General features: G+C 72.4%; 19 protein-coding genes. 11 read left to right on the top strand and 8 right to left on the bottom strand.

Translation table 11 applies throughout. The features are described 5' to 3' along the window. Positions 1-203: 203 nt before the first annotated feature. Positions 204-2,609, bottom strand: a complete 2,406-nt coding sequence (locus tag IE263_RS32270) for an ArnT family glycosyltransferase (RefSeq protein WP_229911290.1) — start codon at positions 2,607-2,609, stop codon at positions 204-206. A gap of 157 nt (positions 2,610-2,766) precedes the next feature. Here IE263_RS32270 and IE263_RS32265 point away from each other — a divergent pair, with 157 nt between their 5' ends. The 5 genes from IE263_RS32265 (at position 2,767) to IE263_RS32245 (ending at position 10,661) form a co-directional block, all read left to right on the top strand. After that, the gene (locus tag IE263_RS32265) at positions 2,767-3,630 is read left to right on the top strand and encodes a serine hydrolase (protein ID WP_189941395.1); all 864 of its coding nucleotides are present in this window, start codon (positions 2,767-2,769) and stop codon (positions 3,628-3,630) included. Positions 3,631-3,708: 78 nt separating this feature from the next. Beyond that, on the top strand, positions 3,709-4,764 hold the full coding sequence (locus IE263_RS32260; RefSeq protein WP_189941394.1) for an esterase-like activity of phytase family protein: 1,056 nt from the start codon (positions 3,709-3,711) through the stop codon (positions 4,762-4,764). 97 nt (positions 4,765-4,861) lie between these two features. Further along, a complete protein-coding gene (locus tag IE263_RS32255) occupies positions 4,862-8,638 on the top strand; it encodes an ABC transporter ATP-binding protein (protein WP_189941393.1) in 3,777 nt (1,258 codons plus the stop codon). A 118-nt stretch (positions 8,639-8,756) separates the two neighbouring features. Then, the gene (locus IE263_RS32250; RefSeq protein ID WP_189941392.1) at positions 8,757-9,146 is read left to right on the top strand and encodes a hypothetical protein; all 390 of its coding nucleotides are present in this window, start codon (positions 8,757-8,759) and stop codon (positions 9,144-9,146) included. A gap of 102 nt (positions 9,147-9,248) precedes the next feature. Then, positions 9,249-10,661, top strand: a complete 1,413-nt coding sequence (locus IE263_RS32245; protein WP_189941391.1) for a S28 family serine protease — start codon at positions 9,249-9,251, stop codon at positions 10,659-10,661. Positions 10,662-10,668: 7 nt separating this feature from the next. Here IE263_RS32245 and IE263_RS32240 read toward each other — a convergent pair whose 3' ends face one another. The 3 genes from IE263_RS32240 to IE263_RS32230 all read right to left on the bottom strand — a co-directional run bounded on the left by IE263_RS32240 (position 10,669) and on the right by IE263_RS32230 (position 14,607). Continuing rightward, positions 10,669-11,292: a hypothetical protein gene (locus IE263_RS32240; protein WP_189941390.1), complete on the bottom strand. Its 624-nt coding sequence runs from the start codon at positions 11,290-11,292 to the stop codon at positions 10,669-10,671. A 111-nt stretch (positions 11,293-11,403) separates the two neighbouring features. After that, positions 11,404-13,230, bottom strand: a complete 1,827-nt coding sequence (locus IE263_RS32235; protein ID WP_189941389.1) for a glycoside hydrolase family 3 protein — start codon at positions 13,228-13,230, stop codon at positions 11,404-11,406. A 354-nt stretch (positions 13,231-13,584) separates the two neighbouring features. Next, positions 13,585-14,607 (bottom strand): LysR family transcriptional regulator, encoded by a 1,023-nt coding sequence (locus IE263_RS32230; protein ID WP_229911289.1) that lies wholly within the window; start codon positions 14,605-14,607, stop codon positions 13,585-13,587. Between the two features lie 116 nt (positions 14,608-14,723). On the opposite strand from IE263_RS32230, the gene IE263_RS32225 reads away from it, so the two are divergent. Genes IE263_RS32225 through IE263_RS32215 form a run of 3 tightly spaced genes read left to right on the top strand, consistent with a single transcriptional unit; the run spans position 14,724 to position 17,588 of the window. Continuing rightward, complete coding sequence (locus IE263_RS32225; protein ID WP_229911288.1) at positions 14,724-15,671, top strand: EamA family transporter; 948 nt, start codon at positions 14,724-14,726, stop codon at positions 15,669-15,671. A 43-nt stretch (positions 15,672-15,714) separates the two neighbouring features. Next, the gene (aroA, locus tag IE263_RS32220; protein ID WP_189941388.1) at positions 15,715-16,959 is read left to right on the top strand and encodes a 3-phosphoshikimate 1-carboxyvinyltransferase; all 1,245 of its coding nucleotides are present in this window, start codon (positions 15,715-15,717) and stop codon (positions 16,957-16,959) included. Continuing rightward, positions 16,956-17,588: a GNAT family N-acetyltransferase gene (locus tag IE263_RS32215; RefSeq protein WP_189941387.1), complete on the top strand. Its 633-nt coding sequence runs from the start codon at positions 16,956-16,958 to the stop codon at positions 17,586-17,588. Before aroA ends, IE263_RS32215 begins: the two co-directional genes overlap by 4 nt. A 9-nt stretch (positions 17,589-17,597) precedes the next feature. Here IE263_RS32215 and IE263_RS32210 read toward each other — a convergent pair whose 3' ends face one another. Together IE263_RS32210 and IE263_RS32205 are read right to left on the bottom strand one after the other, a co-directional pair. Next, positions 17,598-17,963 (bottom strand): DUF6281 family protein, encoded by a 366-nt coding sequence (locus tag IE263_RS32210; protein WP_189941386.1) that lies wholly within the window; start codon positions 17,961-17,963, stop codon positions 17,598-17,600. An 80-nt stretch (positions 17,964-18,043) separates the two neighbouring features. Next, a complete protein-coding gene (locus tag IE263_RS32205; RefSeq protein WP_189941385.1) occupies positions 18,044-18,976 on the bottom strand; it encodes a LysR family transcriptional regulator in 933 nt (310 codons plus the stop codon). 51 nt (positions 18,977-19,027) lie between these two features. Between IE263_RS32205 and IE263_RS32200 the strand changes: the two genes are divergently transcribed. Further along, positions 19,028-19,624: an RBBP9/YdeN family alpha/beta hydrolase gene (locus tag IE263_RS32200; protein ID WP_189941384.1), complete on the top strand. Its 597-nt coding sequence runs from the start codon at positions 19,028-19,030 to the stop codon at positions 19,622-19,624. Positions 19,625-20,047: 423 nt separating this feature from the next. Here the strand turns inward: IE263_RS32200 and IE263_RS32195 are convergent, their stop codons facing one another. Next, on the bottom strand, positions 20,048-21,406 hold the full coding sequence (locus IE263_RS32195) for an MFS transporter (protein ID WP_189941383.1): 1,359 nt from the start codon (positions 21,404-21,406) through the stop codon (positions 20,048-20,050). Positions 21,407-21,570: 164 nt separating this feature from the next. Beyond that, the gene (locus IE263_RS32190; RefSeq protein WP_189941382.1) at positions 21,571-22,371 is read right to left on the bottom strand and encodes a sugar phosphate isomerase/epimerase family protein; all 801 of its coding nucleotides are present in this window, start codon (positions 22,369-22,371) and stop codon (positions 21,571-21,573) included. A 194-nt stretch (positions 22,372-22,565) separates the two neighbouring features. Here IE263_RS32190 and IE263_RS32185 point away from each other — a divergent pair, with 194 nt between their 5' ends. Then, the gene (locus tag IE263_RS32185; RefSeq protein WP_189941381.1) at positions 22,566-23,150 is read left to right on the top strand and encodes an ArsR/SmtB family transcription factor; all 585 of its coding nucleotides are present in this window, start codon (positions 22,566-22,568) and stop codon (positions 23,148-23,150) included. 11 nt (positions 23,151-23,161) lie between these two features. Further along, positions 23,162-23,356, top strand: coding sequence for a hypothetical protein (locus IE263_RS32180; protein WP_189941380.1), 195 nt, complete (start codon positions 23,162-23,164; stop codon positions 23,354-23,356). Positions 23,357-23,619: the final 263 nt, after the last annotated feature.

The raw sequence follows: 23,619 nt of genomic DNA, 5'->3' as shown, positions 1-23,619 counted from the left end.
CGGGTTGATGGGAGGCGGCAATCGGGAGAGTGACATGGACATGCGGCCATGGCAATGAATCTGACATGTCTATTGGGTGACGCAAAGCGGCAAGTCGGGCGTTGTCTACGCGAGTTGCCTCCGGGTGACGTACCAGAACGGCCCCCGACCGGTGGGTCGGGGGCCGTTGGGCCGTCGGCAGGGCGCCGTCGAGGGAGTGTGCGTCAGCTGACGTCCGACGGGTCCAGGCGGTAGATCGTCGACTCGTTGGTCTGGGATGTGGAGTTACTGCCTGAAGAGGAAGAGGAAGAGGAAGAGGAAGCCGAGCTCGACGACGAGTTGTAGTCGCTCTCCTTCACCGCCGTCCCGTTCTTCTGCACCCACTCCGTCACCTCGGAGCTGATGGTGGAGCCGCCCCCGGGGCCACCCATACCGCCGCCACCGATCTGGATGTAGTGCAGCTCGCCCTTCTTCACCAGTTCCTTCAGCTTGGCCAGCGTCATCGCCTTGTCGCTGCCGGACCAGCCCCACATGGAGATGACCGGCCGGCCGCTGCTGAGGATGAGCTGGGCCGCGCTCTGCGAACTGGACACTGCCAGCAGCCACTTGGCGCCGTCCTGGTGGTCCTTCAGGTACGAGATGAGCTCGCTGCTCGCGCCGCCACCCATGCCGCCGCCTCCGCCGAAGCCGCCCGCACCGCCGGGACCACCGCTGGTTCCGGTACCACCCTGGGCCGCACCGCCACCCTGTGCCGCACCGCCACCCTGTGCCGTACCGCCACCTGCCGCCGTACCGCCGTCACCGGCAGCCCCGTTGGGAGGCGTACCCCCGCCCGTCTGGCCGCCGCCCGGCAGCTCGCCGTTCCCGCCCCCGGGCGCGGTCTGGCCGCCGCCGGCCTCACTGCCGCCGGGGAAGCCACCGGCCTGACCACCTGCCTGACCGTCGGCCTGCCCGTCTGCCTGGCCCCCGGCCTGGTTGCCCGGGCCGCCCTGCTGGCCGCCGCCCGGGAACCCGCCCCGGTTGCCGCCGCCCCCGCCGCCGGGGCCACCCCCGAAGCCGTTCCCCGTCGTGGGACCGGCCGTCGGGTTCGTACCGCCCATGCCGCCGCCCGAACCGGACGGCACCGACCAGGCGTACGCCGCCGGGCCCGCCACCGCCGCGACGATCGCCGCCGCCACGGAGGCGGCCAGCAGCCGCACCCGCTGACCGGAGCGGAAGACGAACAGCCCGGCGATCGCCAGCGCCATGACGACCCCGACGGCCGGCCACAGCCAGGTGTTCCAGCCGGAGGCCCGCCGCAGCAGCACGACCGCCCAGACCGCGGTGACGCCGAGGGCGAGCGGCAGCACCCACGCCCATCGCTTGTCGGTGCGGAACGCGCGCAGCAGCATCGCACCGCCGCCTCCGCACAGCGCCGCGATGCCGGGGGCGAGGGCGGTCGTGTAGTACGGGTGCATGGTGCCCTCGGCCAGGGCGAAGGTCAGGTAGTGCAGGAGCGTCCAGCCGCCCCACAGCAGCAGCGCGGCGCGGGTGAGGTCGGTGCGCGGCGCTCGGCGGCCGCACAGGACGAGGCCGCCGGCCAGGGCGATGCCCGCGAAGGGGATCAGCCAGGAGATCTGGCCGCCGAGGATGTCGTTGAACATACGGCCGATGCCCGCGGTCCCGGAGAAGCCGCCGCCTCCGCCCCCGCCGCCACCGCCGTTGCCGTCGCCGCCGAAGATCCGGCCGAGGCCGTTGTAGCCCATGATCAGGTTCCAGGCGCTGCCGTCGGTCGAACCGCCGATGTAGGGGCGGTCGTCGGCCGGGACGAGCGAGACCGCCGCCGCCCACCAGAAGCTGCTGATCGCCAGCGCCACGCCCGCGAGGAGCAGGTTGACGATCCGCTTCACCAGCTTGGGCTTCGCCGCGTACAGGTAGACCGCGAAGACGGCGGGCAGCGCGATGTACCCCTGGAGCATCTTCGTGTTGAAGGCGAGGCCGAAGCAGGCCGCCGAGCCGAGCAGCGGCAGCACCTTGCCGTTGTACACCGCCCGCAGGGCCAGCGCCGCGCCGCCCACCATCAGGAACACCAGCAGTGTGTCGGGGTTGTTGTCCCGGTTGATGGCCACGGTGATCGGGGTGAGCGCGAGGACCAGGGCGGCGACCGTCGCCGCGCCGTGGCCCCACACCCGCTTCACGGAGGAGTGCAGGATCCAGATCGTCGCCAGGGCGACCAGGATCATCGGCAGCATCATCTGCCATGTCCCGAAGCCGAGGAGGCGGCAGGACAGGCCCATCACCATCAGGGCGAAGGGCGGCTTGTCGACGGTCAGGAAGTTGCCCGCGTCCAACGAGCCGAAGAACCAGGCCTTCCAGCTCTGCGTGCCGCTCAGCACGGCCGCGCTGTAGAAGCTGTTGAGGTTCGAGCCGGAGAGGTTCCAGCCGTAGAGCACCGCCGCCAGGACCAGGATCGCGAGCAGCGCGGGGAGCGACCAGCGCGGGGCCCGGTCCGGCGGAGGCGCCGCGGAGGCCGTCGCCGGCGGCGGCCAGTCGGTGGACGCGGCGGGTGCGGTCGGCGCAGTGCGCGCACCGGCCGCGGTGGACGCGGTGGACACGGTCGTGTGGGGGAGGGGATCGGTGGCTGATGTCACCCTGCGCATGCTGTACGGCCGTTGTGGGTGGCCGCTGTGCCGAAGCTGGCCGCTGGCTGTGAAGAGGCACAGGCCCCGGTAACGCCTTGCCCAGGCCCTGCCCAAGAACCTCGGCGACTCGTACAACCTTTCACCCGAACCTGTGTGTCAACAGGGCATGACTCACCGGACTCCCAGACGAGCGAGACGGACGAGGAGACTCCTCGCCACCGGCCTCACCGCCGGCATCCTCATCACCGGTGTGGCCGCCGCGAGCCCCGCCGCGGCCGTCACCCCGACCGTCAGCTGCACCTCCGCCAAAGCCGGTCTGGCGGCCAAGCTGAAGAAGGACATCACGGCCGCCCTCGCCAACCGCAAGGGCACGATCGCCGTAGGCCTCTACGACCGCAGCACCAACACCACCTGCACCCTGCGCGCCTCCACCGCCTACGACTCGGCCAGCGTCGTCAAGGTCACCGTCCTCGCCGCGCTGCTGTGGGACGCGCAGAAGCACAACCGCGCGCTGACCAGCCGTGAGAAGACCCTCGCCACGGCCATGATCACCAAGTCGGACAACGCCTCCACCTCCACCCTGTGGAGGCAGCTCGGCATGACGAAGATCAAGGGCTTCCTCACCGCCGCCAAGATGACGCAGACCAAGCCGGGCGCGAACGGCTACTGGGGGCTGACCCAGATCACCGTCACCGACGAGCAGAAGCTGCTCAAGCTGCTCACCGCCAGGAACGCGGTCCTCACCGACGGCTCGCGCTCCTACGTCCTCAAGCTGATGGGTCAGGTCGTCGCCTCCCAGCGCTGGGGGACCCCGTACGGCAGGCCGGCCGGTGTCTCCTGGCACGTCAAGAACGGCTGGCTGTCGCGCGCCACGCACGGCTGGCGGGTGCACAGCGTCGGCACCTTCAAGGGCGGCGGCCACGACTACCACATCACCGTCCTCACCCACGGCAACAGCACGATGAACTACGGCATCACGACCATCCAGGGCGTCGCCAAGGTCATCCACCGGGACCTCGCGGCCTCCTGAGTCACCGGGCCGGTCCGGCGGGGGATCCTTAACGGCGTGTCCTACCGGCCGTCACCCGCCCGTCCTACGGTGACCGCCATGCGCCTGCGAACCGTACTCGCCACCCTCACCGCCGGCCTGGCGGCGGCCACCTGCCTCTCCGCCGCCGGGCCCGCGAACGCCCAGCAGAACGGGGCCTGTTCGCCCGCGGTCTCCATAAACGGCTTCTCCGACGTCCTCGACAAGACCACCTACGGCGGCACCTTCGTCGGCAACTTCTCCGCCCTCGCCGTCGACGCCGACGGCTCGCTCGCGGCCCTCTCCGACCGCTCCGCCCTCTTCGACCTCGACGCGAAGACCCTCGCGCCCAAGGCGGTCGTCCCGCTCGCCGACGAGAACGGCGCCGCCCTCGACTCCGAGGGTCTGGTCGTCGACCGCCCCCACTCTCGGCTTCGCTCGAGCGGGGGGACCCCCACCACCACCCTGCTGATCACCTCCGAGACCGAGCCGTCCATACGCCGGTACAGCCCCGCCGGGAAGATCCTCGACCGCCTGCCCGTCCCGGACTCCCTCCGTGTCGCCCCGGCCGGGCGCGCCGTCACCAACGGCACCTTCGAGGGGCTGACCCTCCTGCCCGGCGGCCGCACCCTGCTGGCGTCCATGGAGTACGCGCTGTCCGGCGACACCGCCGGCATCGTCCGCTTCCAGACCTGGAAGCGGACCAAGGACGGCCACTTCTCCCTGGCCGCCCAGTACGCCTACCGCACCGACGCCGGTCTCGGCGTCCCGGAGGTCACCGCCACCCCCGACGGCCGTCTCCTCGTCCTGGAGCGCGGCTTCACCGCCGGCGTCGGCAACACGGTCCGCCTCTACCTGGCCGACCCGCGCCGGGCGACGGACACGAGCGGCATCGACACGCTGACCGGACAGGACGACGTACGCCTGATCAAGAAGACCCTTCTCGCCGACCTCGTGAACTGCCCGTCACTGGGAGCGACCGCCAAGCAGCCCCAGCCGAACCCCCTGCTGGACAACATCGAGGGCATGGCGATCACGGGCCACACCAAGGGCCGCCTGAAGGTGCTGCTGGTGAGCGACGACAACCAGAACGCGGTGCAGACGACGCGGTTCTATGACCTCCGGGTACGCGTCTGACCTTCCCCTCGCCCTCCACTTTGTTGCGGAGGGATGAAATCCGCTTCTGTCCGCGTTGGTGCCTTCTGGAAGATCAGGACGAACGGAAGGCACCGGCGTGGCAGCGCAACAGGGGGAAACGCGAGGCTGGGCGCACAGGCTCGCGGGGTACGCGTGGCGCCACCCGGCGGACGTCGTCCTCGCCCTCGGGTCCTCCCTGGCCGGCATGGCCGTCATGGCGATCGTCCCGCTGATCACCAAGGTGATCATCGACGACGTGATCGGCGACCACAGCCGTGCCATGGCCCCCTGGGCGGGCGCGCTGATCGGTGCGGCCCTGATCGTCTACGTGCTCACCTACGTCCGCCGCTACTACGGCGGCCGTCTCGCCCTCGACGTCCAGCACGACCTGCGGACGGCGATGTTCGACACGATCACCCGGCTCGACGGCCGCCGCCAGGACGAGCTGTCGACCGGGCAGGTCGTCGGCCGGGCGACCAGCGACCTCCAGCTCATCCAGGGGCTGCTCTTCATGCTCCCGATGACCATCGGGAACTTCGCCCTCTTCCTGATCTCCCTCGTGGTCATGGCGTGGCTGTCGCTGCCGCTCACGCTCGTCGCCCTCGCCGTGGCCCCCGCCCTGTGGTGGATCGCCAAGCGCAGCCGGACGAAGCTGCACCCGGCCACCTGGTACGCGCAGGCCCAGGCCGCCGCCGTCGCCGGCGTGGTCGACGGGGCCGTCAGCGGTGTCCGCGTGGTGAAGGGCTTCGGGCAGGAGGAGCAGGAGACCGGGAAGCTGCGGGAGGTCGGGCGGAGGCTCTTCGCGGGCCGCCTGCGCACCATCCGGCTGAACTCCAGGTACACCCCGGCCCTGCAGGCCGTCCCGGCCCTCGGCCAGGTCGCGATGCTCGCGCTCGGCGGCTGGCTCGCCGTGCGCGGGCACATCACGCTCGGCACGTTCGTCGCCTTCTCCACCTACCTCGCGCAGCTCGTCGGCCCGGTCCGCATGCTCGCCCTGGTCCTCACGGTCGCCCAGCAGGCCCGGGCGGGCACCGAACGCGTCCTGGAGCTGATCGACACCGAGCCCTCGATGCGGGACGGCGCCAAGGAACTGCCCGCCGACGCCCCCGCGACCGTCGAGTTCGACGACGTCTCCTTCGGCTACGACCCCGACCACCCCGTCCTCGACGGCCTCAGCTTCGAGATCCGCCCCGGCGAGACCCTCGCCGTCGTCGGCTCCTCCGGCTCCGGCAAGTCGACGATCTCGCTGCTGATGCCCCGCTTCTACGACGTCACCCGGGGCGCCGTCCTGATCGGCGGCCACGACGTCCGCGAGCTCACCCTCGACTCCCTGAGGGCCGCGATCGGCCTGGTCCCCGAGGACTCCTTCCTCTTCTCCGACACCGTCCGCGCCAACATCGCGTACGGCCGTCCCGACGCGACCGACGAGGAGATCGAGGCCGCCGCCCGCGCCGCCCAGGCCGACCGTTTCATCGCCGAGCTGCCCGAGGGCTACGCCACCAAGGTCGGCGAGCACGGCCTGACCCTCTCCGGCGGCCAGCGCCAGCGCATCGCGCTCGCCCGCGCGCTGCTCACCGACCCGCGCCTGCTGGTCCTCGACGACGCGACCTCGGCGGTGGACGCCCGGGTCGAGCACGAGATCCACGAGGCCCTCAAGCACGTCATGGAGGGCCGTACGACCCTCCTCATCGCCCACCGCCGCTCCACCCTCAACCTCGCCGACCGCATCGCCGTCCTCGACGCCGGCCGTCTCGCGGACCTCGGCACCCACGAGGAGCTGCAGCAGCGGTCGGCGCTGTACCGCCGGCTGCTCACCGACCCCGACGAGCTGGGCGGTGTCTCGCCGGGCCACGCCGTCGCCGCCGCACCCCCCGAGGACACCTCGGTACGGGACGAGCTGGACGCGGAGTTCGACGCCGAGCGCGGGGTGACTCCCCGCCTGTGGACCGGTGACCGCGAGCCGAAGGACACCGCGCTCTCCGGTACCCCTGCCACGCCCGAGCTCCTCGCCCAGGTCGAGGCCCTCCCGCCCGCGACCGACACCCCTGACGTCGACGAGTCCCGCGCGGTCACGCCCGAGGAGTCGTACGGCCTGCGTCGCCTCCTGAGCGGCTTCGGGGTCCCGCTCCTGATCAGCCTCGGCCTCGTCGCCGTGGACGCCGGTATGGGTCTTCTCCTCCCGGTGATGATCCGGCACGGCATCGACGACGGCGTCACGCGGATGGCGTTGGGCGCCGTCTGGGCGGCCTCGCTGCTCGCCCTGCTCGCCGTGCTCGTGCAGTGGGTGGCGCAGACCGGCGAGATCCGGATGACCGGCCGTACCGGCGAGCGCGTCCTGTACTCCCTGCGCCTGAAGATCTTCGCCCAGCTCCAGCGGCTCGGACTCGACTACTACGAGCGGGAGTTGACCGGCCGGATCATGACGAGGATGACCACGGACGTCGACGCGCTGTCGACCTTCCTCCAGACCGGCCTGGTCACCGCGTTCGTCTCGGTCGTCACCTTCTTCGGCATCATGGTCGCCCTGCTGGTGATCGACGTCCAGCTCGCCCTCGTCGTCTTCGCGACCCTGCCCCCGCTGATCGTCGCCACGTACTTCTTCCGCCGGGCCAGCGTGAAGGCGTACGAACTCGCCCGTGAGCGGGTGTCGTCGGTCAACGCCGACCTCCAGGAGTCGGTGGCCGGGCTCCGGATCGTGCAGGCCTTCCGGCGCGAGCGGGACGGCGGTTCACGGTTCGCGGAGCGCAGCGACAGCTACCGTCAGGCGCGGATCAGGGGCCAGTGGCTGATCTCGGTGTACTTCCCGTTCGTGCAGTTCCTGTCGTCGGTGGCCGCGGCCGCCGTGCTGGTCGCGGGCGCGGGCCGGATCGACGACGCGACCCTGACGACCGGCGCGCTCGTGGCGTACCTCCTCTACATCGACCTGTTCTTCGCCCCCGTCCAGCAGCTCTCCCAGGTCTTCGACGGCTACCAGCAGGCCACGGTCTCCCTGGGCCGCATCCAGGAGCTGCTGCGCGAGCCGACGTCCACGAAGTCCGCCGACGAGCCGCTCGAAGTCCTCTCGCTGCGCGGCGAGATCGCCTTCGAGGACGTGCACTTCACGTACGGCTCCGCCGACGAACCCGAAGCGGCCCTGACCGGGATCGAGCTGCGCGTCCCCGCCGGCCAGACCGTCGCCTTCGTCGGCGAGACCGGCGCCGGCAAGTCGACCCTGGTCAAGCTGGTGGCCCGCTTCTACGACCCCACCTCCGGCCGGGTGCTGGTCGACGGCACCGACCTGCGCTCCCTCGACCTCACCTCGTACCGCCATCGGCTGGGCGTCGTCCCGCAGGAGGCGTACCTCTTCCCCGGCACCGTCCGCGACGCCATCGCCTACGGCCGTCCCGGCGCCACCGACGCCGAGGTGGAGGCGGCGGCACGGGCGGTCGGCGCGCACGAGATGATCGCCACGCTGGAGGGCGGCTACCTCCACGAGGTCGCCGAGCGCGGCCGCAACCTCTCCGCCGGGCAACGCCAGTTGATCGCCCTGGCCCGGGCCGAGCTGGTCGACCCCGACATCCTCCTCCTCGACGAGGCGACGGCCGCGCTGGACCTGGCCACGGAAGCCCAGGTCAACCAGGCCACCGACCGCCTGGCAGGCCGCCGTACGGCCCACCCGTCGCCCGACCGCCACCCCTCGACGAGCGCTTACGCGCGCACCACCTTGATCGTCGCCCACCGACTGACGACGGCCGCCCGCGCGGACCGGGTGGTGGTCATGGACCACGGCCGGGTCGCCGAGGACGGCACCCACGAGGAGCTGCTGGCGCGCGGCGGGCGGTACGCGGAGCTGTGGCGGACCTTCGTGGGGGAGCCGGTCGGCACCTCGATCTGATCCGGCGGCGCGGCCGACCGCTCCCGCCCTGCTCGCCGCGGGGCGTGCAACCATCCGGGCTACGCCCTGCGTCCGTACACCAGTACGGCGATGTCGGTAGTGCGGGAGGGGCGGGACTGTGGACAGTGGTGCGATACGCCGGCGGTCGGCGGCCGTCCTGGCCGTGCTGATCGCTTCCGTACTGCTCGCGCTCGCGGCACCGGGCACCGCCCAGGCCGCGGCCTCGTCCTGTCCCGGCCGAAAGGTGCGGACGCTGCCGTTCTCCACCGGCACCGTGCACGTCTACAAGAGCGGCGGCAACGTCTGTGCGATCACCTTCCAGAAGAATCCCGGAACGAAGCGGACGATTTCGGTCAGCGTGCAGGCGCGCGGTCACCATGCCGTGCGGAAGGCGCGAAGCCACACCCGCAGCTCCGTCCCGGTGAAGGTCTATGCCGGAAACCGCCCTGTGCGGGTGACGGGCTCGGTGGGGAGCGGCTCGTACCGTTCGGGCTGGATGCTCCTCTGACGTTCCGCCGACATAGGGCTGATTCCCAATCCCCTCTGGTGTGACGGGTGTTGCTCCGATAGCTTCCGGCGCACATCTGTCTCACAGGGAGGGTGCACGCGCATGCGCAAGGCGCTCAGATGGCTGCTGGCGCTCACCGTGCTGATAGGCACGTTGAGTACGGCGAGTGCGGCGACCGCCGCGGAGCCGGGGGCCACGGACATCAAGGACCGGCTTCTCGCGATACCGGGCATGAGCCTGGTCCAGGAGAAGCCGTACCCCGGCTACCGCTACTTCGTCCTGAACTACACCCAGCCGGTCGACCACCGGCACCCGTCCAAGGGCACGTTCCAGCAGCGGATCACCGTGCTGCACAAGGACGTCAGCCGCCCGACGGTCTTCTACACCAGCGGCTACGGCGTCTCCACCACGCCCAGCCGCCGTGAGCCCACCCAGATCGTGGACGGCAACCAGGTCTCCATGGAGTACCGCTTCTTCACCCCGTCCCGCCCCGACCCCGCCGACTGGTCCAAGCTGGACGTCTGGCAGGCCGCGAGCGACCAGCACCGCATCTTCAAGGCTCTGAAGACGGTCTACCCGGAGAACTGGATCTCCACGGGCGGCTCCAAGGGCGGCATGACGGCCACGTACTACGAGCGCTTCTACCCGCGCGACATGGACGGCGTGGTCGCCTACGTCGCCCCCAACGACGTGGTGAACAACGAGGACTCGGCCTACGACCGCTTCTTCGCCACCGTCGGCACCAAGGAGTGCCGCGACCGGCTGAACGCGGTCCAGCGCGAGGCGCTGGTACGCCGCGAACCGCTGGAGAAGAAGTACGAGGCCTACGCGGCGGCGGAGGGCTTCACCTTCGACACCATCGGCAGCCTGGACCGCGCCTACGAGGCCGTCGTCCTCGACTACGTCTGGGGCTTCTGGCAGTACAGCCTGCTCTCGGACTGCGACTCGATCCCGGCGAACGCGGCGACCGCGACCGACGACGAGATCTGGACCTCGATCGACACGATCTCCGGCTTCTCCTTCTACACCGACCAGGGCCTGTCCCCGTACACCCCGTACTACTACCAGGCGGGCACCCAGCTGGGCGCGCCGACGATCCACTTCCCCCACATCGAGAAGAAGTACATCCGCTACGGCTACCAGCCCCCGCGCAACTTCGTCCCCCGGGACATCTCGATGAAGTTCCAGCCGTTCGCCATGCGCGACATCGACACCTGGGTCAAGCACAACGCCCGCCACATGCTCTTCGTCTACGGCCAGAACGACCCGTGGGGCGCGGAGCCGTTCCGCCTCGGCAAGGGCGCCAAGGACTCGTACGTCTTCACGGCGCCCGGGATGAACCACGGGGCGAACGTGGCCGGCCTGGTCACCGACGAGAAGGCGCTGGCCACGGCTCGGATCCTCGAGTGGGCGGGCGTCTCGTCCTCCGCCGTGGCCCAGGCCAAGCCGTTGGCGAAGTTCGACGCGAAGCTGGATGTCCGGGACGTGGAGCGGGAGCCCGCGCTGCGTCCGTAGGAGTGACTCACACCGGCCGCGCGCACCCCACCGGAGGCGCGCCGCCGAGCTGGACGTAGAGGGCTGTGGACGCCGGGCACTCCGGCCGGGCGTCCACGGCGCTCACGACCTTGTACTGCGGCCGCTTCGGGCCCGAGCCGTCGCACGCCGTCTCCCGGACCTGGCCGTCGCCCGCGCCGTACAAGCAGTCGCCGACGATCGTGCGCGGGCCGCCGCCGGCGCCCGGGTCGCCGGGGTGCGGGGGCTGGAGGTTGCGCATACAGGCGTAGCCCCGTGGGATCCGGCCCGTGCCCGCGGCCGGCTGCTCGTCGATGTGCAGGACGAAGTCGGTGGTCGCGGGGCACAGTGGGCCCTCGCCGGCCTTCCCGCCGTGCCGGGCGACGACCCGCGCCGCCGCCCGTTCGCCGCCGCAGGGCACCTCGGTGAAGCTGGTCGTGCCGAAGGAACTGCACTCGTCGATGTCGAGGAACACCGTGCCGAACCCGGTGACCGGGACGGTCGCCGAGACGGACGGCGTCGACCGGGGTGTCGTACGCTCGCCCTCCGCGCCGTCCGAGGCCGACGACTGGCATCCCGTCAGCAGCACGGCGAGCAGCGCGCATGCCGTTCCCGCCCACTGCCTGTCGTGCATCGCATCCCCCACTTGCCCCTGTGCCAGCGTGCGCCCGGCGTCGGGCGCACGCCAGTCGTGCGAGGGGCTTTGCGTGTTCAGCGGGGGAGGGTTCCGGGCGGGGGCGTAGGGCTAGTACGTCAGGCCGTGACCGATCGGGTACAGCACCTGCGTCGGGTCGTCCGGCCGCTGCACGGGGACCGGCAGTGTTCCGCGCGGCCCCACCGTGCCCGCGATCACCCGGGCGGCGGCGCGCAGTTCGACGTCCGTCCAGGAGTAGGTCGCCACGTATGCCTTCACGGTGGGGAGGTGGGCCACGTCGTACGGGTTGCGGATCGCCACCGCCACCACCGGGCGGCCCGTGGCCAGCAGGTGCTCCACCAGCGTCCGCTGCGGGCTGGTGGCGGTGATGTTGTACGTCCCCACCACCACCGCGTCGGCCTCGCCCGCCGCCGCCACGGCCCGGGCGATCGTCGCGGCGGACGGGGCCGTGCCCGTGGACAGGGCGGTCGCCGTGAAGCCCAGCTCGGTGAGGGCGGTGGCGAGGACGGTGGTGGGCGGGCCGGTGGTGCCCGAGGGGGAGACCGGGTCGGCGCCCACGACCAGGATCCTGGCGTGCGTGCGCGGGGAGAGGGGCAGCAGCGGGCCCTCGTTGACGAGCAGGGTCGTCGTCCGCTCGGCGATCCGGTCGGCCGTGGCGAGGTGGGCGCGCGTGCCGACCGTCCGCCCGACGGCGTCCGGGTCGGCGTACGGGTCGGTGAACAGGCCGAGCCCGGCCTTCAGCCGCAGGATCCGCAGGATCGACTCGTCGAGCCGCCGCTCCGTGAGCTCCCCGTCCTGGACGGCCTTCCGTACGGCGTTCCAGGCGACGTCCAGCTTCGGCGGGTTGAGGAGCTGGTCGACACCCGCCTTGAGCGCGAGCACCGGCACCCGGTCGTCCCCGTACTTCGTGCGTACGCCGGCCATGTCGAGGGCGTCGGTGACCACGACCCCGTCGTAGCCCAGGTGTTGGCGCAGCAGGCCGGTGAGGACGGGGTGGGAGAGGGTGGCCGGATCGCCGATGGGGGTCCCCCCGCTCGAGCGGAGCCGAGAGGGGGGGACGTCGAGGGCCGGGACCAGGATGTGCGCGGTCATGATCGAGTCGGCGCCGGCCGCGATCGCCGCCCGGAACGGCACCGCGTCCAGCTCCTCCCACACCTCACGGGTGTGGGTGATGACGGGGAAGCCGTAGTGGCTGTCGACGGCGGTGTCGCCGTGTCCGGGGAAGTGCTTGGCGGTCGCCGCGACCCCGGCCGACCGGTAGCCGCGGATCTCCTCCGCGACCAGCGCGGCCACCGCCTTCGGGTCGGCGCCGAAGGAGCGGACGCCGATGACCGGGTTGGCCGGGTTGACGTTGACGTCGGCGACGGGGGAGTAGTCCTGCCGGATGCCCATCGCCCGCAGCTCGCTGCCCGCGATCCGGCCCAGGGCGCGGGCGTCGGTCCCCGAGCCGCCGGCACCGATCGCCATGGCACCGGGGAACAGGGTGACGGGTTTGCCGACGCGGGCGACGATGCCGTGTTCCTGGTCGGTGGAGATCAGCACCGGCAGGCCGCGCGGCTGCTGGAGGGAGGCCCGCTGGATGCCGTTGGAGAGTTCGGCGATCTGGCGTGGGTCGCGGGTGTTGTGCGCCCAGGTGAAGTAGATGATCCCGCCGACCCGGTAACGGGCGATCAGCTCGGCGGCCGTCCGCACGCCCAGCTCCTTGAGGTTGGCGTCGATGTCGGCCTGGTCGGGGGCGGTCGCCGAGTGACCGTACACCCGGCTGACGAAGACCTGACCGACCTTCTCCTCCAGGCTCATGCGGGAGATCAGGGCGCGCAGACGGTGGTCGTCCGCGTGGGCGTGGGCGGTTCCGCTCGAAGCGAGGGTGGTGGTGAGGCCGGCGGTGGCGGCGAGGACGGTACGTCTGGAGGGCATGTGCGCTCCTTCCGGAGGAGTTCCGGGGCGGTGAACGTGGTCTGCCGGTCAGGGGAAAGCGCACGGTACCTCCGGAGGGGCCGCCATCGGCGCATTGGAGGGGGGCGCGCCGATGGCGGCATGCTGCCGGCCGCGGTACGGCGGAGAGGGTGGTCAGCGATCGCAGCCAGCAGCGAGGGCCGACACCGCACCGAGGAGACTCATCCGACAGCTTGGGCATTGGACGGGCGGCGGGCGGGACGGGTTCCCGGTCGTCGGATATTCCCGGAAGTCGATGCGGGGGTGGAGGGGAGGGGGTGGCGGGGCTGGTGAGGCGGCCGACGGTGGGACAACCCCCGCCTGCCCGCCTGACGTTCACCGGCGTGGGCGGTCGCTTTCGGTCATGGACGGTTGGCGGTCGCTTTCGGCCACGGACGGTTGGCGGCCGTCTTCGGCCACGGCCGACCGGTGGCCGCCGTCCGTTCCCTGCCCGTGGGCCGACACCTTCGGCCACTGCTCCTGGAGCACCCGTACCGCCTCCGCGATCGCCGGCCGCCGTGCCGCGCCGGTGCGCCACAGCGCGTACAGGCGGCGTACGGGCAGCGGGTCGAGGGGGACTTCGACGACGCCCGGCGGCAACGGCCCACGTCCGAGCCTCGGGATGAGGGCGACGCCGAGGCCGGCGGCGACCAGGGCGACGAGGGTCGGGTTCTCCTCGGCCTGGTGGACCAGGTCCGGTTCGTGGCCGGCCGCGCGCAGGGTGCGGACGAGCCAGTCGTGGCAGACGCGGCCCGGCGGCTGGCAGATCCACCGCTCGCCGCCCAGCTCCTCCCGCCGGACGGCCGTCCGCCCCGCGAAGGGATGCTCCTCGGGGACGAGCAGGTCGCACAGGTCGTCGCCGATCACCGCGTGCTCCACGCCCGCCGGGGCCGGCAGCGGTGCGATGTCCCAGTCGTGGGCGACGGCGAGGTCGACGGCGCCCTTGGCGACCAGGTCCACGGAGAGGTGCGGGTCGACCTCGGTGAGGCGGGCGTCCAGAGCGGGGTGCCGGCGGGCGAGGTCGGCCAGGACGGAAGGCAGCAGCCCGCGGGCCGCGGAGGCGAACGCGGCCACGCTCAGCCGCCCGGCCGGCACTCCCCGGCGCTCCTCCAGCTCGGTCTCGGCCTGCTCGACGATGGCGAGCAACTCCTGTGCTCTGGCCGCGAGGTGAAGGGCCTCGTCGGTCAGCCGGACCCCGCGCCCCTCCCGTTCCAGCAGCGCGGTCCGGGTCTCTCGCTCCAGCTTGGCGATCTGCTGGGAGACGGCCGACGGCGTGTAGCCGAGGGCGGCTGCCGCGCCGCCGACGGTGCCGTGGACGGCGACGGCGTGCAGGGCGCGCAGGCGCTGGAGATCGAGCATGAGGATCCCTTCGGCAGCAGTGCCTCCAGCGGGAGCGCTGTGTTTAGCAGTGCTACATCCAACCGTGCAGCAATCATCGCTGGTGCTACACGGTCTGGGGAAGTGATCCTCGTCGCATGCGACCTGCCCACTGTGCCCTCGCCGTCCTCGTCGCCGCCGTCTGGGGCGTGAACTTCACCGTCATCGAGATCGGCCTCGACCACTTCCCGCCCCTGCTCTTCTCGGCCCTGCGCTTCCTGGCGGCGGCCCTGCCCGCGGTGTTCCTCGTGGGCCGCCCGAAGGCGGCCTGGAAATGGATCGTGGCCGTGGGGCTGGTGCTGGGGGTGGCGAAGTTCGGGCTGTTGTTCGTCGGGATGGACGCGGGGATGCCGGCCGGTCTGTCCTCCCTGGTCCTCCAGATCCAGGCGGTCTTCACGGCGGGCATCGCCGCTGTCGTCCTCGGCGAACGCCCCACCCTGGTCCGCCTGTCGGGGATGGCGATCGCCCTCGTCGGCATCGGCGTGGCAGCCGTGGACGAGGGCACCTCGGGCCCCCTCGGCGCCTTCGCCCTGGTCGTCGCCGCGGCGGCCTGCTGGGGCGCGTCCAACGTCCTCACCCGCAGGGCGTCCCCGCCGGACGCCCTGAACTTCATGGTGTGGGTGAGCACGGTCCCGGTCCTGCCCCTGCTCGCCCTCTCCCTCCTGACGGAGGGCCCGTCGAGGGACCTGGCGGCGCTGAGGGAACTGGACTGGCAGGGCGCGGGCACGGTCCTCTACGTCGCCTGGGTCACGACGGTCTTCGGCTTCGGCGCCTGGGGCTGGCTCCTGCGCCGCCATCCGGCGTCCACGGTGGCCCCCTTCTCCCTCCTCGTCCCCGTCTTCGGGATGTCGTCGGCCGCCCTGTTCCTGGGCGAGCCGGTGAGCGGGCTGCGCTGGTGCGCGGCGGCGTTGCTGGTGGGCGGGGTGGCGCTGACGTCGTGGGCGCCGGCGGGGAGGGCGGCCCGTCCGGGGGACGCGGGGAGGGAAGGGAAGGGCCTGCCCACCGGACCGGTCGTCCGCCCCGTGGACACGACGTCCACCCCGTGAACACGCCTTCACCCGTCACGCCCGTCACGGGATCATGAGAGGCATGGCCCTCGTCGACATCCCCGGTTCCAAGTCCATCACCGCTCGTGCCCTGTTCCTGGCGGCGGCCGCCGACGGGGTCACCACCCTTCAGCGGCCTTTGCGTTCCGACGACACCGAGGGCTTCGCCGAGGGGCTGACCCGGCTGGGCTACCGCGTCGGGCGGACCCCGGACGCCTGGCAGGTCGACGGCCGCCCCCAGGGCCCCGCGGTCCCGCAGGCCGACGTCTACTGCCGCGACGGCGCCACCACCGCCCGCTTCCTGCCCACCCTCGCCGCCGCCGGCCACGGCACCTACCGCTTCGACGCCTCCCCCCAGATGCGCCGCCGCCCCCTGCTGCCCCTCACCCGCGCCCTGCGCGACCTGGGCGTCGACCTGCGCCACGAGGAGGCGGAGGGCCATCACCCGCTGACCGTCACGGCGGCCGGTGTCGAGGGCGGGGAGGTGGCGCTGGACGCCGGCCAGTCCTCCCAGTACCTGACCGCCCTGCTCCTGCTCGGCCCACTGACCCGCACGGGCCTGCGCATCACGGTCACCGACCTGGTCTCGGCGCCGTACGTCGAGATCACGATCGCGATGATGCGGGCGTTCGGGGTGGAGGTCACCCGGCAGGGCGACGTCTTCGTCGTCCCGCCGGGCGGCTACCGGGCGACGACGTACGCGATCGAGCCGGACGCCTCGACGGCGAGCTACTTCTTCGCGGCGGCCGCCGTGACGCCGGGCGGCGAGGTCACCGTGCCCGGGCTCGGCGAAGGCGCCCTCCAGGGCGACCTGGGATTCGTGGACGTACTGCGGCGGATGGGCGCGCAGGTGACGGTCGGGGCGGACCGTACGACGGTGAAGGGCACCGGCGAGCTGCGCGGCCTCACCGTCAACATGCGGGACATCTCCGACACCATGCCGACCCTCGCCGCGATCGCCCCCTTCGCCTCCGGCCCCGTACGCATCGAGGACGTGGCCAACACGCGTGTGAAGGAGTGCGACCGCCTGGATGCCTGCGCCGAGAACCTCCGGCGGCTGGGCGTGGAGGTGGCGACGGGCCCCGACTGGATCGAGATCCACCCGGGCCCGCTCGCGCAGGGCGACACGGAGATCAAGTCCTACGGCGACCACCGCATCGTCATGTCCTTCGCGGTGACCGGCCTGCGCGCCCCCGGAATCTCGTTCGACGACCCGGGGTGCGTCCGGAAGACTTTCCCCGGTTTCCACGAGGCGTTCGGGCGGCTGCGGAAGGACATCGTCGGGTGAGCATCAAGCTGGAGGGACCGGTTCTCGAGGGCGCGCTGGTGCGTCTGGAGCCGCTGGAGCACCGGCACGTGGCCGATCTGGCGGTGGCGGCGGAGGAGGACCGGGGCTCGTACGCGTACACGTGGGTGCCGAGGGCCGACGAGGTCGGCGACTACGTCGACGCGCAGCTCGCCCGCGCGGCCACGGGACGCCTCGCGCCGTATGCGCAGATCTCCCTCGCCACGGGCCGGGCGGTCGGCGCCACCTCGTACTGGGAGCCGCGGTCCTGGCGGGACGACGGCCAACTGGACGCCGTCGAGGTCGGTTTCACCTGGCTCGCGCGCTCCGCCCAGGGCACGGGCGTGAACGCCGAGGCCAAGTTCCTCCTCTTCCGGCACGCCTTCGAGGAGTGGGGCGTGTCCCGGGTGGATCTGAAGACGGACGCCCGCAACAGCCGCTCCCGCGCGGCCATCGAGAGCGTGGGCGCCCACTTCGAGGGCGTCCTGCGCAACTGGTCCCGCTCCTGGGCCCCGGGCGAGGACGGCCGGCTCCGTGACTCCGCGATCTTCTCGATCACGGCGGAGGAGTGGCCGGAGCGCCGGGTACGGCTGGAGGAGCGGGTGGCGCGGTTCGTGGCGCGGGTGGTGTGAGGCCGGGCGCTACGGCGACGAGGACGGACGACGGCCTACGGCCATGAACAGGACGTCCGCCGAGGCGTCGCTGATCCAGATGGCCTCGCCGGGATCCCTCCCCTCGATCGCGTAGGCGGTCGTCGACAGCGGCGTGGAGCCGTCGTCGTCCTGGTTCGGCGTGTCGTCGCACGGCGGAACGGTGGCCGCCCCCAATGCCTCGCCGACCGTGAAGCCCGGGCGCTCCAGGGCCGCGTACGTCCGGCCGTCGTACTCGACCACATACGCGCACGACGCCGAGCTCTCGCCTCCGTCGGACGACGTGCAGGCGGCGCTCGCCACGAGCGCGCCCGCCACCACCAGCCTCCCCGCGACTCGCGGCAGCACAGCTTTCATCGGCCGCTTCCTTCCGCTTCCCTTCGGGGACTTCTTCGGACCGTCGACGCCGTGGCGGCCGCATACGTTCGATTCCGGCCTCACCCCGACCGGGCGGCCGCCACCTCCAGTTCCTCCCGCACCGCCGCCAGCACGGGATCCCCCTCCGACCCCGTCCGTACGGCGACGAAGACGTTCCGCGACGGCGGCTCGCCGGCGGCCGGGCGCAGGGCCAGGTCGCGGTGGGCGTAGAGGGAGCGGACCAGACGGGGGACCAGGGCGACGCCCAGACCTGCCTCTACCAGGCCGGCCAGCGCGGCCCAGTCGTTGACGGCGTGCCGGATCTCCGGGGTGAAGCCGGCGGCCGCGCAGACCGAACGGGTCACCGCCCCACAGCAACTGAGGGCGTTGCCGACGACCCACGGCTCCCGGGCCAGCTCGCGCAACGGCACCTCGGCGCGGTCCGCGAGGGGATGGCCGGGCGGGAGGGCGACGTCCATGACGTCGGTGAGCAGGTCCGCCCGCGTGTACCTGCGATCGGTGGACGGCGGCGCCGCCGCGAAGTCGACGGCCACCGCCACGTCGACCTGCCCGGCGTCCAGCGCGGTGAACAGATCCGGCGGTTCCGCTTCCACGACGTCCACCCGGAGGTGGGGCAAACGCTCGCGCAGCCCCCGCAGCGCGGCCGGCAGCAGGCCCAGGATGCCGCTGGAGAAGCAGCCGACGGTGACCGTGCCCCGGCCGCCCTCGTCGTACGCCGCCAGGTCGGCGCGCGCCCGCTCCAACTGTGCGGCGATGACGTCGGCGTGCGCGAGCAGAACCTTGGCCTGGCCGGTGAGGCGTACGCCTCTGCCGTCGCGCTCGGTCAGGGGGACGCCCAGGTCGCGGGCGAGGGCGGCGAGTTGCTGGGAGACCGCCGAGGGGGTGAGATGCAGGGCCTCGGCGGTCCGCGCCAGACTGCCCCGGCGCTGCAGCTCGCGCAGGACGGTGAGGCGACGCAGATCGATGGTGAAGGCCGAGCTTAACGATTCCACGCGTAAAGATTAACTGGACCTGGCCGATGTCTCTTGGAAATCATCGAGCCCATGACGACACGCTCTTACCTCATCCTCCACGGCTGGCAGAACCACCGGCCCAAGGACCACTGGCAGCACTGGCTGGCCGACCGTCTGACCGAGCGGGGCCACACCGTCCTCTACCCCCAACTGCCCGACCCCGACGACCCCGTCCTGGATGTGTGGCTGGACAGCCTGACCCACCACCTCGACGACCTCACCACCCGTGAGGGCGAGCGGATCGTCGTCGCCCACAGCCTCTCCGTCATCCTCTGGCTGCACGCCGTCGCCCGGGCCGTCCCGGGCCTCGACACCGTCGACCGGGTCCTCCTGGTGGCACCCCCCTCCGCCTCCGTCCTCGCCCACCACCCGGAGGTCACCGAATTCGCCCTCCCCCCACTCGACGCCCTCACCCTGCCGACCCCGACCCGCCTGGTCGCCGGCGACGACGACCCGTACTGCCCGGAAGGCGTCCGGTCCGCCTACGGCGACCCCCTGGGCCTGCCGACGGAGCTGCTCCCCGGAGCGGCCCACCTGGACCTGGACGCGGGGTACGGGGCCTGGCCGGCGGTGCTGGAGTGGTGTCTGGACGGGGAGGTGGGTTTGCGGGTGCGGTCGGAGCCGTAGGCCGGTTTCCTGGAGCGAGGCGGCTCGGCTGCCCCGACGCCGCCCGTCCACGCCGACGCCGCCGACGCCGCCCGTCCTCGCCGACGCCGCCGCCCGTCCACGCCGACGCCGCCGACGCCGCCCGTCCTCGCCGACGCGCCGCCCGTCCTCGCCAGCGCCGCCGGCGCCGCCGACGCCGTGCGGGGGAGGCGGCGCCTGTTTCACAGCCCGGCCGCAGCGGTGGTGGTCGGCGACCGGTCGGACTCCGTCGCCGGGGTGGCGCCCGGCGCCCCGGTGCTGTTGTCGGCGCAGCACCCAGGTGCTGACGCCGATTTCGTTACCTGGTCGCAGCCGTGGTCGGCGGCCCCGTCGGACTCCGTCGCCCTCGCCCGCCGGGCGCCCCGGTGCCGCTGCCGGCGCAGCACCCAGGTGCCCACGCTGGTTTTACGGCCCGGCCGCAGCCGTGGTCGGCGACCCGTCCGTCCCCGTTGCGGGGGATGCCGAGGCGTCACCGGGCTTTGCCGCCGGGGGCGATGAGTCCTGCTCCGATGCCGTTCCCCCGCTCGCCGCAGACTCCTCCGTCCCGCCACCGCGCCGCAGTTCAGGCGTGGTCACGCCGACCCCCACCACCGCGAGCAGACACAGCAGGCCGCCCGTGACCAGGGCCGTAGCCGCCGAGGCCCAGCCGGCCACCACGCCGGCGCGGAGGTTGCCGAGGTGGGGGCCCGCCTGGCCGACGATCGTCTCGGCGGCCGTGACCCGGCCGAGCAGGGCGTCCGGGGTGCGGGTCTGGACGATCGTCGTCCGGGACAGGACGGCCACCGCGTCCGCGGCGCCCGCCAGGACCAGCATGCCGAGGCCCACCCAGGCGTTGGTCATCAGCCCGAACAGGGCGAGGGCCACGCCCCAGGTCGCGGACGCGCACAGCATCACCGGGCCCGGGCGGGCCAGCCGGGTGACCGGGCCGGAGAAGGCGGTCGCCGCGACACCGCCCACCGCCAGCGCCGACAGGAACAGGCCCAGCGTGCGCGGATCACCGCCGAAGCGTTCGGCGTTGACCAGAGGGAAGAGGCTGGCCGGCATCGCCAGCACGGTAGCGGCCAGGTCGGTCAGCAGCGCGCCGCGCATCACCCGGTGCCCGGTCAGGAAGCGCAGGCCGTCCAGGACGCCGTGCAGGCCGGGCCGGGACTTCTCACCCTCGGGCGGCAGCGCGGGCAGGCCGAAGGCGCCGTAGAAGGACACACCGAAGCTGAGGGCGTCCAGCAGATAGCAGACGCCGATGCCCCACCACCCGAGCACCACACCGGCGACGGCCGGACCGAGCAGCATCATCGCCTGGCCGGTGACCTGGTTCAGGGCGAGCCCCGCGGCGACCTGGTCCTTGGGCAGCAGCCGCGGCACGAACACCCCCGCCGCCGGCGCCCCGACCGCCCCGAACGACGACTGCGCCGCGACCAGCCCCAGCACGACGGCCACCGGCACGTGCCCGGTGAGGCCCTGCACGGCCAGCAGAAGGGAGCAGGCCGCCTGGCCGATGGTGCCGAGGAGGTAGACACGGCGCCGGTCGACCCGGTCGACCCAGGCCCCGGCGAACAGACCGAAGCCGATCATCGGCAGCGCCTGCGCCAGGCCGACCGCCCCGCTCCAGACCGCGCTGTGGGTCATGTCCCACACCTGGAACATGACGGTGACCATGGTCATGAAGTTGCCGAGCGTGGACACCGTGCGCCCGATCAGCAGCCGCCGGAAGAGAGGGGAGGTACGGAGGGGGCGAACGTCGAGGAAGGTCCGGCCGAGACTCATGACGCCGACGGAGCGGCGGGCGGTGCGGCAAGCGCTGAGGGCTGATTCACGGCGCGGAGGCTAGCCCGCACCCCTGCTGACCCGCGAGTCAATTACGGACGGGGCGATCACCGACTGCCCCGACTCCTCAAGCCGACCCGTCGATCACCGACTGTCCCGACTCCTCAAGCCGACTCGTTGAGCAACCGCCCGAGATGCTCCCGCCCCGCCCCCAACAACCCCTCCAACGGCGCGGCGTCCTCGTACCACCGCTTCTCGTACTCCCAGCACAGCCAGCCGTCCCACCCGTGCCGGGAGAGGACCTCCACGCACTCGGCGAGCGGCAGCACCCCCGCGCCCAGCGCCAGCGGGGTGGTGTCCTCGGCCGAGGCGATGTCCTTGACCTGCACGTACCCGAGATACGGCGCGAGCGCCGCGTACGTCTCCTGCGGCTGCTCGCCGCCCAGCCAGGTGTGCATCACGTCCCACAGCGCGCCCACCTGCCGGTGCCCGACGAGGCCGAGAACGCGCATCGCGGCGGCGCCGGTGCGATGGGAGTCGTGGGTCTCCAGCAGGATGCGGACACCGAGGTCGGCGGCGTACTCGGCGGCGGTCCCGAGCCGCCGGGCGGCGACGGCGTCCGCCTCGGCGGGGGACTGGTCGTCGGAAGCGCCCGGGAAGACGCGGACGAAGGGCGCGCCGAGGTCACGGGCGAGGCCGACGAGCCCGCGCACCTCCGCGATCACGGGCTCGTCCGCGCCCGGCGCGGCCACGCGCGCGTACCCGGCGAGCCCCAGGACCTCGACCCCGGCCGCCTTGAACTCGGCGGCCGCGGCGGCCCGTTGGGCGGGCTCCAGGCCGGGATGCACCGGCTCCTCCGGGTGGGCGCGCAGTTCGACGCCGTGGTAGCCGTGCGCGGAGGCCAGCCGCAGCACGTCGGCGAGCGGCAGACCGGGAACACCGAGGGTGGAGAAGGCAAGCTTCATACCCAGCGACCCTACTCGCCGTCGACCACGACTACCCCTCGGCGGCGGCCCGATGCACGCAGACCTCCGCGCCGGTCTTCGCCGCGGCTGTGGCTGGTCACGGAACTCTTCGGTCCCCAGGGAGAGTTGCTTACGAAGGATCGGTTGCAAAGAAAGCCTTGCAACCAATTCTTTGCATAGCTATCTTTGTACGCATGACCGAGCCGCACGATCCGCAAGTCCACAGTCTCGACGCCCGCTCGCTGCGCGGACTCGCGCATCCGCTGCGTATGCGGCTGCTGAACGCGCTGCGGCGCGGCGGACCGGCCACCGCGTCACAACTGGCGGCGAAGCTGGGCGAGTCCAGTGGTGCCACCAGCTACCACCTCCGTCAGCTCGCTGCGCACGGCTTCGTCGAGGACGCGCCGGAGCACGGCAAGGGGCGGGAGCGGTGGTGGAGGGCGATCCACATGGGCCTGCGCTTCGACGAGGCGCTGCTCAAGGACCGCGACCCCGAGGTGCGCGGGGCCGCCGACCTGTACATGCACGAGGTCGCGAACCAACACACCCGCGAGCTGGCGACCTGGCTCGGCACTCGCGAAGACTGGTCCGAGACGTGGAACCGCTCGTCGGACATGAGCGACTGGACGCTCAGCCTCACGCCCGAGCTCGCCCTCGAACTCATCCACAAGATGCACGAGCTCGTGGAGAGCTACCGCGCGCTGGCCCCCGACGACGGCACCCCGGGCACCGAGCAGGTGCGCGTCCACACGCACGTCATCCCCGTCCACACGGACTGAGAGGCCGCCTGATGCACCCCGAGACCCATCTCGCCCTGCACCACACCCGCGCCGTCGAACTCCGTGCCGAAGCCGACGCATACCGCCTCGCCGCAGCGGCCCGGCGCCCCCGGGACGTTCGTACCCGACTCGGCTGGACCCTGGTGGAGGTCGGCCTGCGGATGGCCGCCTCCCCTCGGGCGGCAGCCGCAGTCACCTCCTCCTAGCGGCCCTGGCGGTCACGACGGCGACCGGCGAACCTGTCCGGTCACAGCACTGGTCGGACACCGTGCCAGGCGTGTCTTCCCGGCGCCCGGGAAGTGCCGGCCGGGCGGAAAAGCCCGAAGCCGGTCGCCGAACCACCCCCGAGGCACCCCGAAGCCGACCCCGAACCCTCGAAGCCGGCCGCCGAATTCCTCCAAGGCAACCCCGAGGCCGCCCCCGGCCTTGTTCCGGCCTACCCCGGAGGCCGCCCCCGGCCTTGTTCCGG

Origin of the sequence: Streptomyces aurantiogriseus (assembly GCF_014649375.1) — a bacterium.
Lineage (GTDB): Bacteria > Actinomycetota > Actinomycetes > Streptomycetales > Streptomycetaceae > Streptomyces > Streptomyces aurantiogriseus.
Note: the sequence above shows the minus strand (reverse complement) of the source record. Positions and strands in the feature narration are given on the sequence as shown.

Excerpts from the sequence above, each read along its gene's own strand:
- IE263_RS32235 (WP_189941389.1), bottom strand. The coding sequence starts at position 13,230 with ATGCCCTCCAGACGTACCGTCCTCGCCGCCACCGCCGGCCTCACCACC.
- IE263_RS32230 (WP_229911289.1), bottom strand. The coding sequence starts at position 14,607 with ATGCTCGATCTCCAGCGCCTGCGCGCCCTGCACGCCGTCGCCGTCCAC.
- IE263_RS32260 (WP_189941394.1), top strand. The coding sequence starts at position 3,709 with ATGCGCCTGCGAACCGTACTCGCCACCCTCACCGCCGGCCTGGCGGCG.
- IE263_RS32195 (WP_189941383.1), bottom strand. The coding sequence starts at position 21,406 with ATGAGTCTCGGCCGGACCTTCCTCGACGTTCGCCCCCTCCGTACCTCC.
- IE263_RS32245 (WP_189941391.1), top strand. The coding sequence starts at position 9,249 with ATGCGCAAGGCGCTCAGATGGCTGCTGGCGCTCACCGTGCTGATAGGC.
- IE263_RS32180 (WP_189941380.1), top strand. The coding sequence starts at position 23,162 with ATGCACCCCGAGACCCATCTCGCCCTGCACCACACCCGCGCCGTCGAA.
- aroA (WP_189941388.1), top strand. The coding sequence starts at position 15,715 with ATGGCCCTCGTCGACATCCCCGGTTCCAAGTCCATCACCGCTCGTGCC.
- IE263_RS32225 (WP_229911288.1), top strand. The coding sequence starts at position 14,724 with ATGCGACCTGCCCACTGTGCCCTCGCCGTCCTCGTCGCCGCCGTCTGG.
- IE263_RS32200 (WP_189941384.1), top strand. The coding sequence starts at position 19,028 with ATGACGACACGCTCTTACCTCATCCTCCACGGCTGGCAGAACCACCGG.
- IE263_RS32265 (WP_189941395.1), top strand. The coding sequence starts at position 2,767 with ATGACTCACCGGACTCCCAGACGAGCGAGACGGACGAGGAGACTCCTC.
- IE263_RS32190 (WP_189941382.1), bottom strand. The coding sequence starts at position 22,371 with ATGAAGCTTGCCTTCTCCACCCTCGGTGTTCCCGGTCTGCCGCTCGCC.
- IE263_RS32185 (WP_189941381.1), top strand. The coding sequence starts at position 22,566 with ATGACCGAGCCGCACGATCCGCAAGTCCACAGTCTCGACGCCCGCTCG.
- IE263_RS32240 (WP_189941390.1), bottom strand. The coding sequence starts at position 11,292 with ATGCACGACAGGCAGTGGGCGGGAACGGCATGCGCGCTGCTCGCCGTG.
- IE263_RS32210 (WP_189941386.1), bottom strand. The coding sequence starts at position 17,963 with ATGAAAGCTGTGCTGCCGCGAGTCGCGGGGAGGCTGGTGGTGGCGGGC.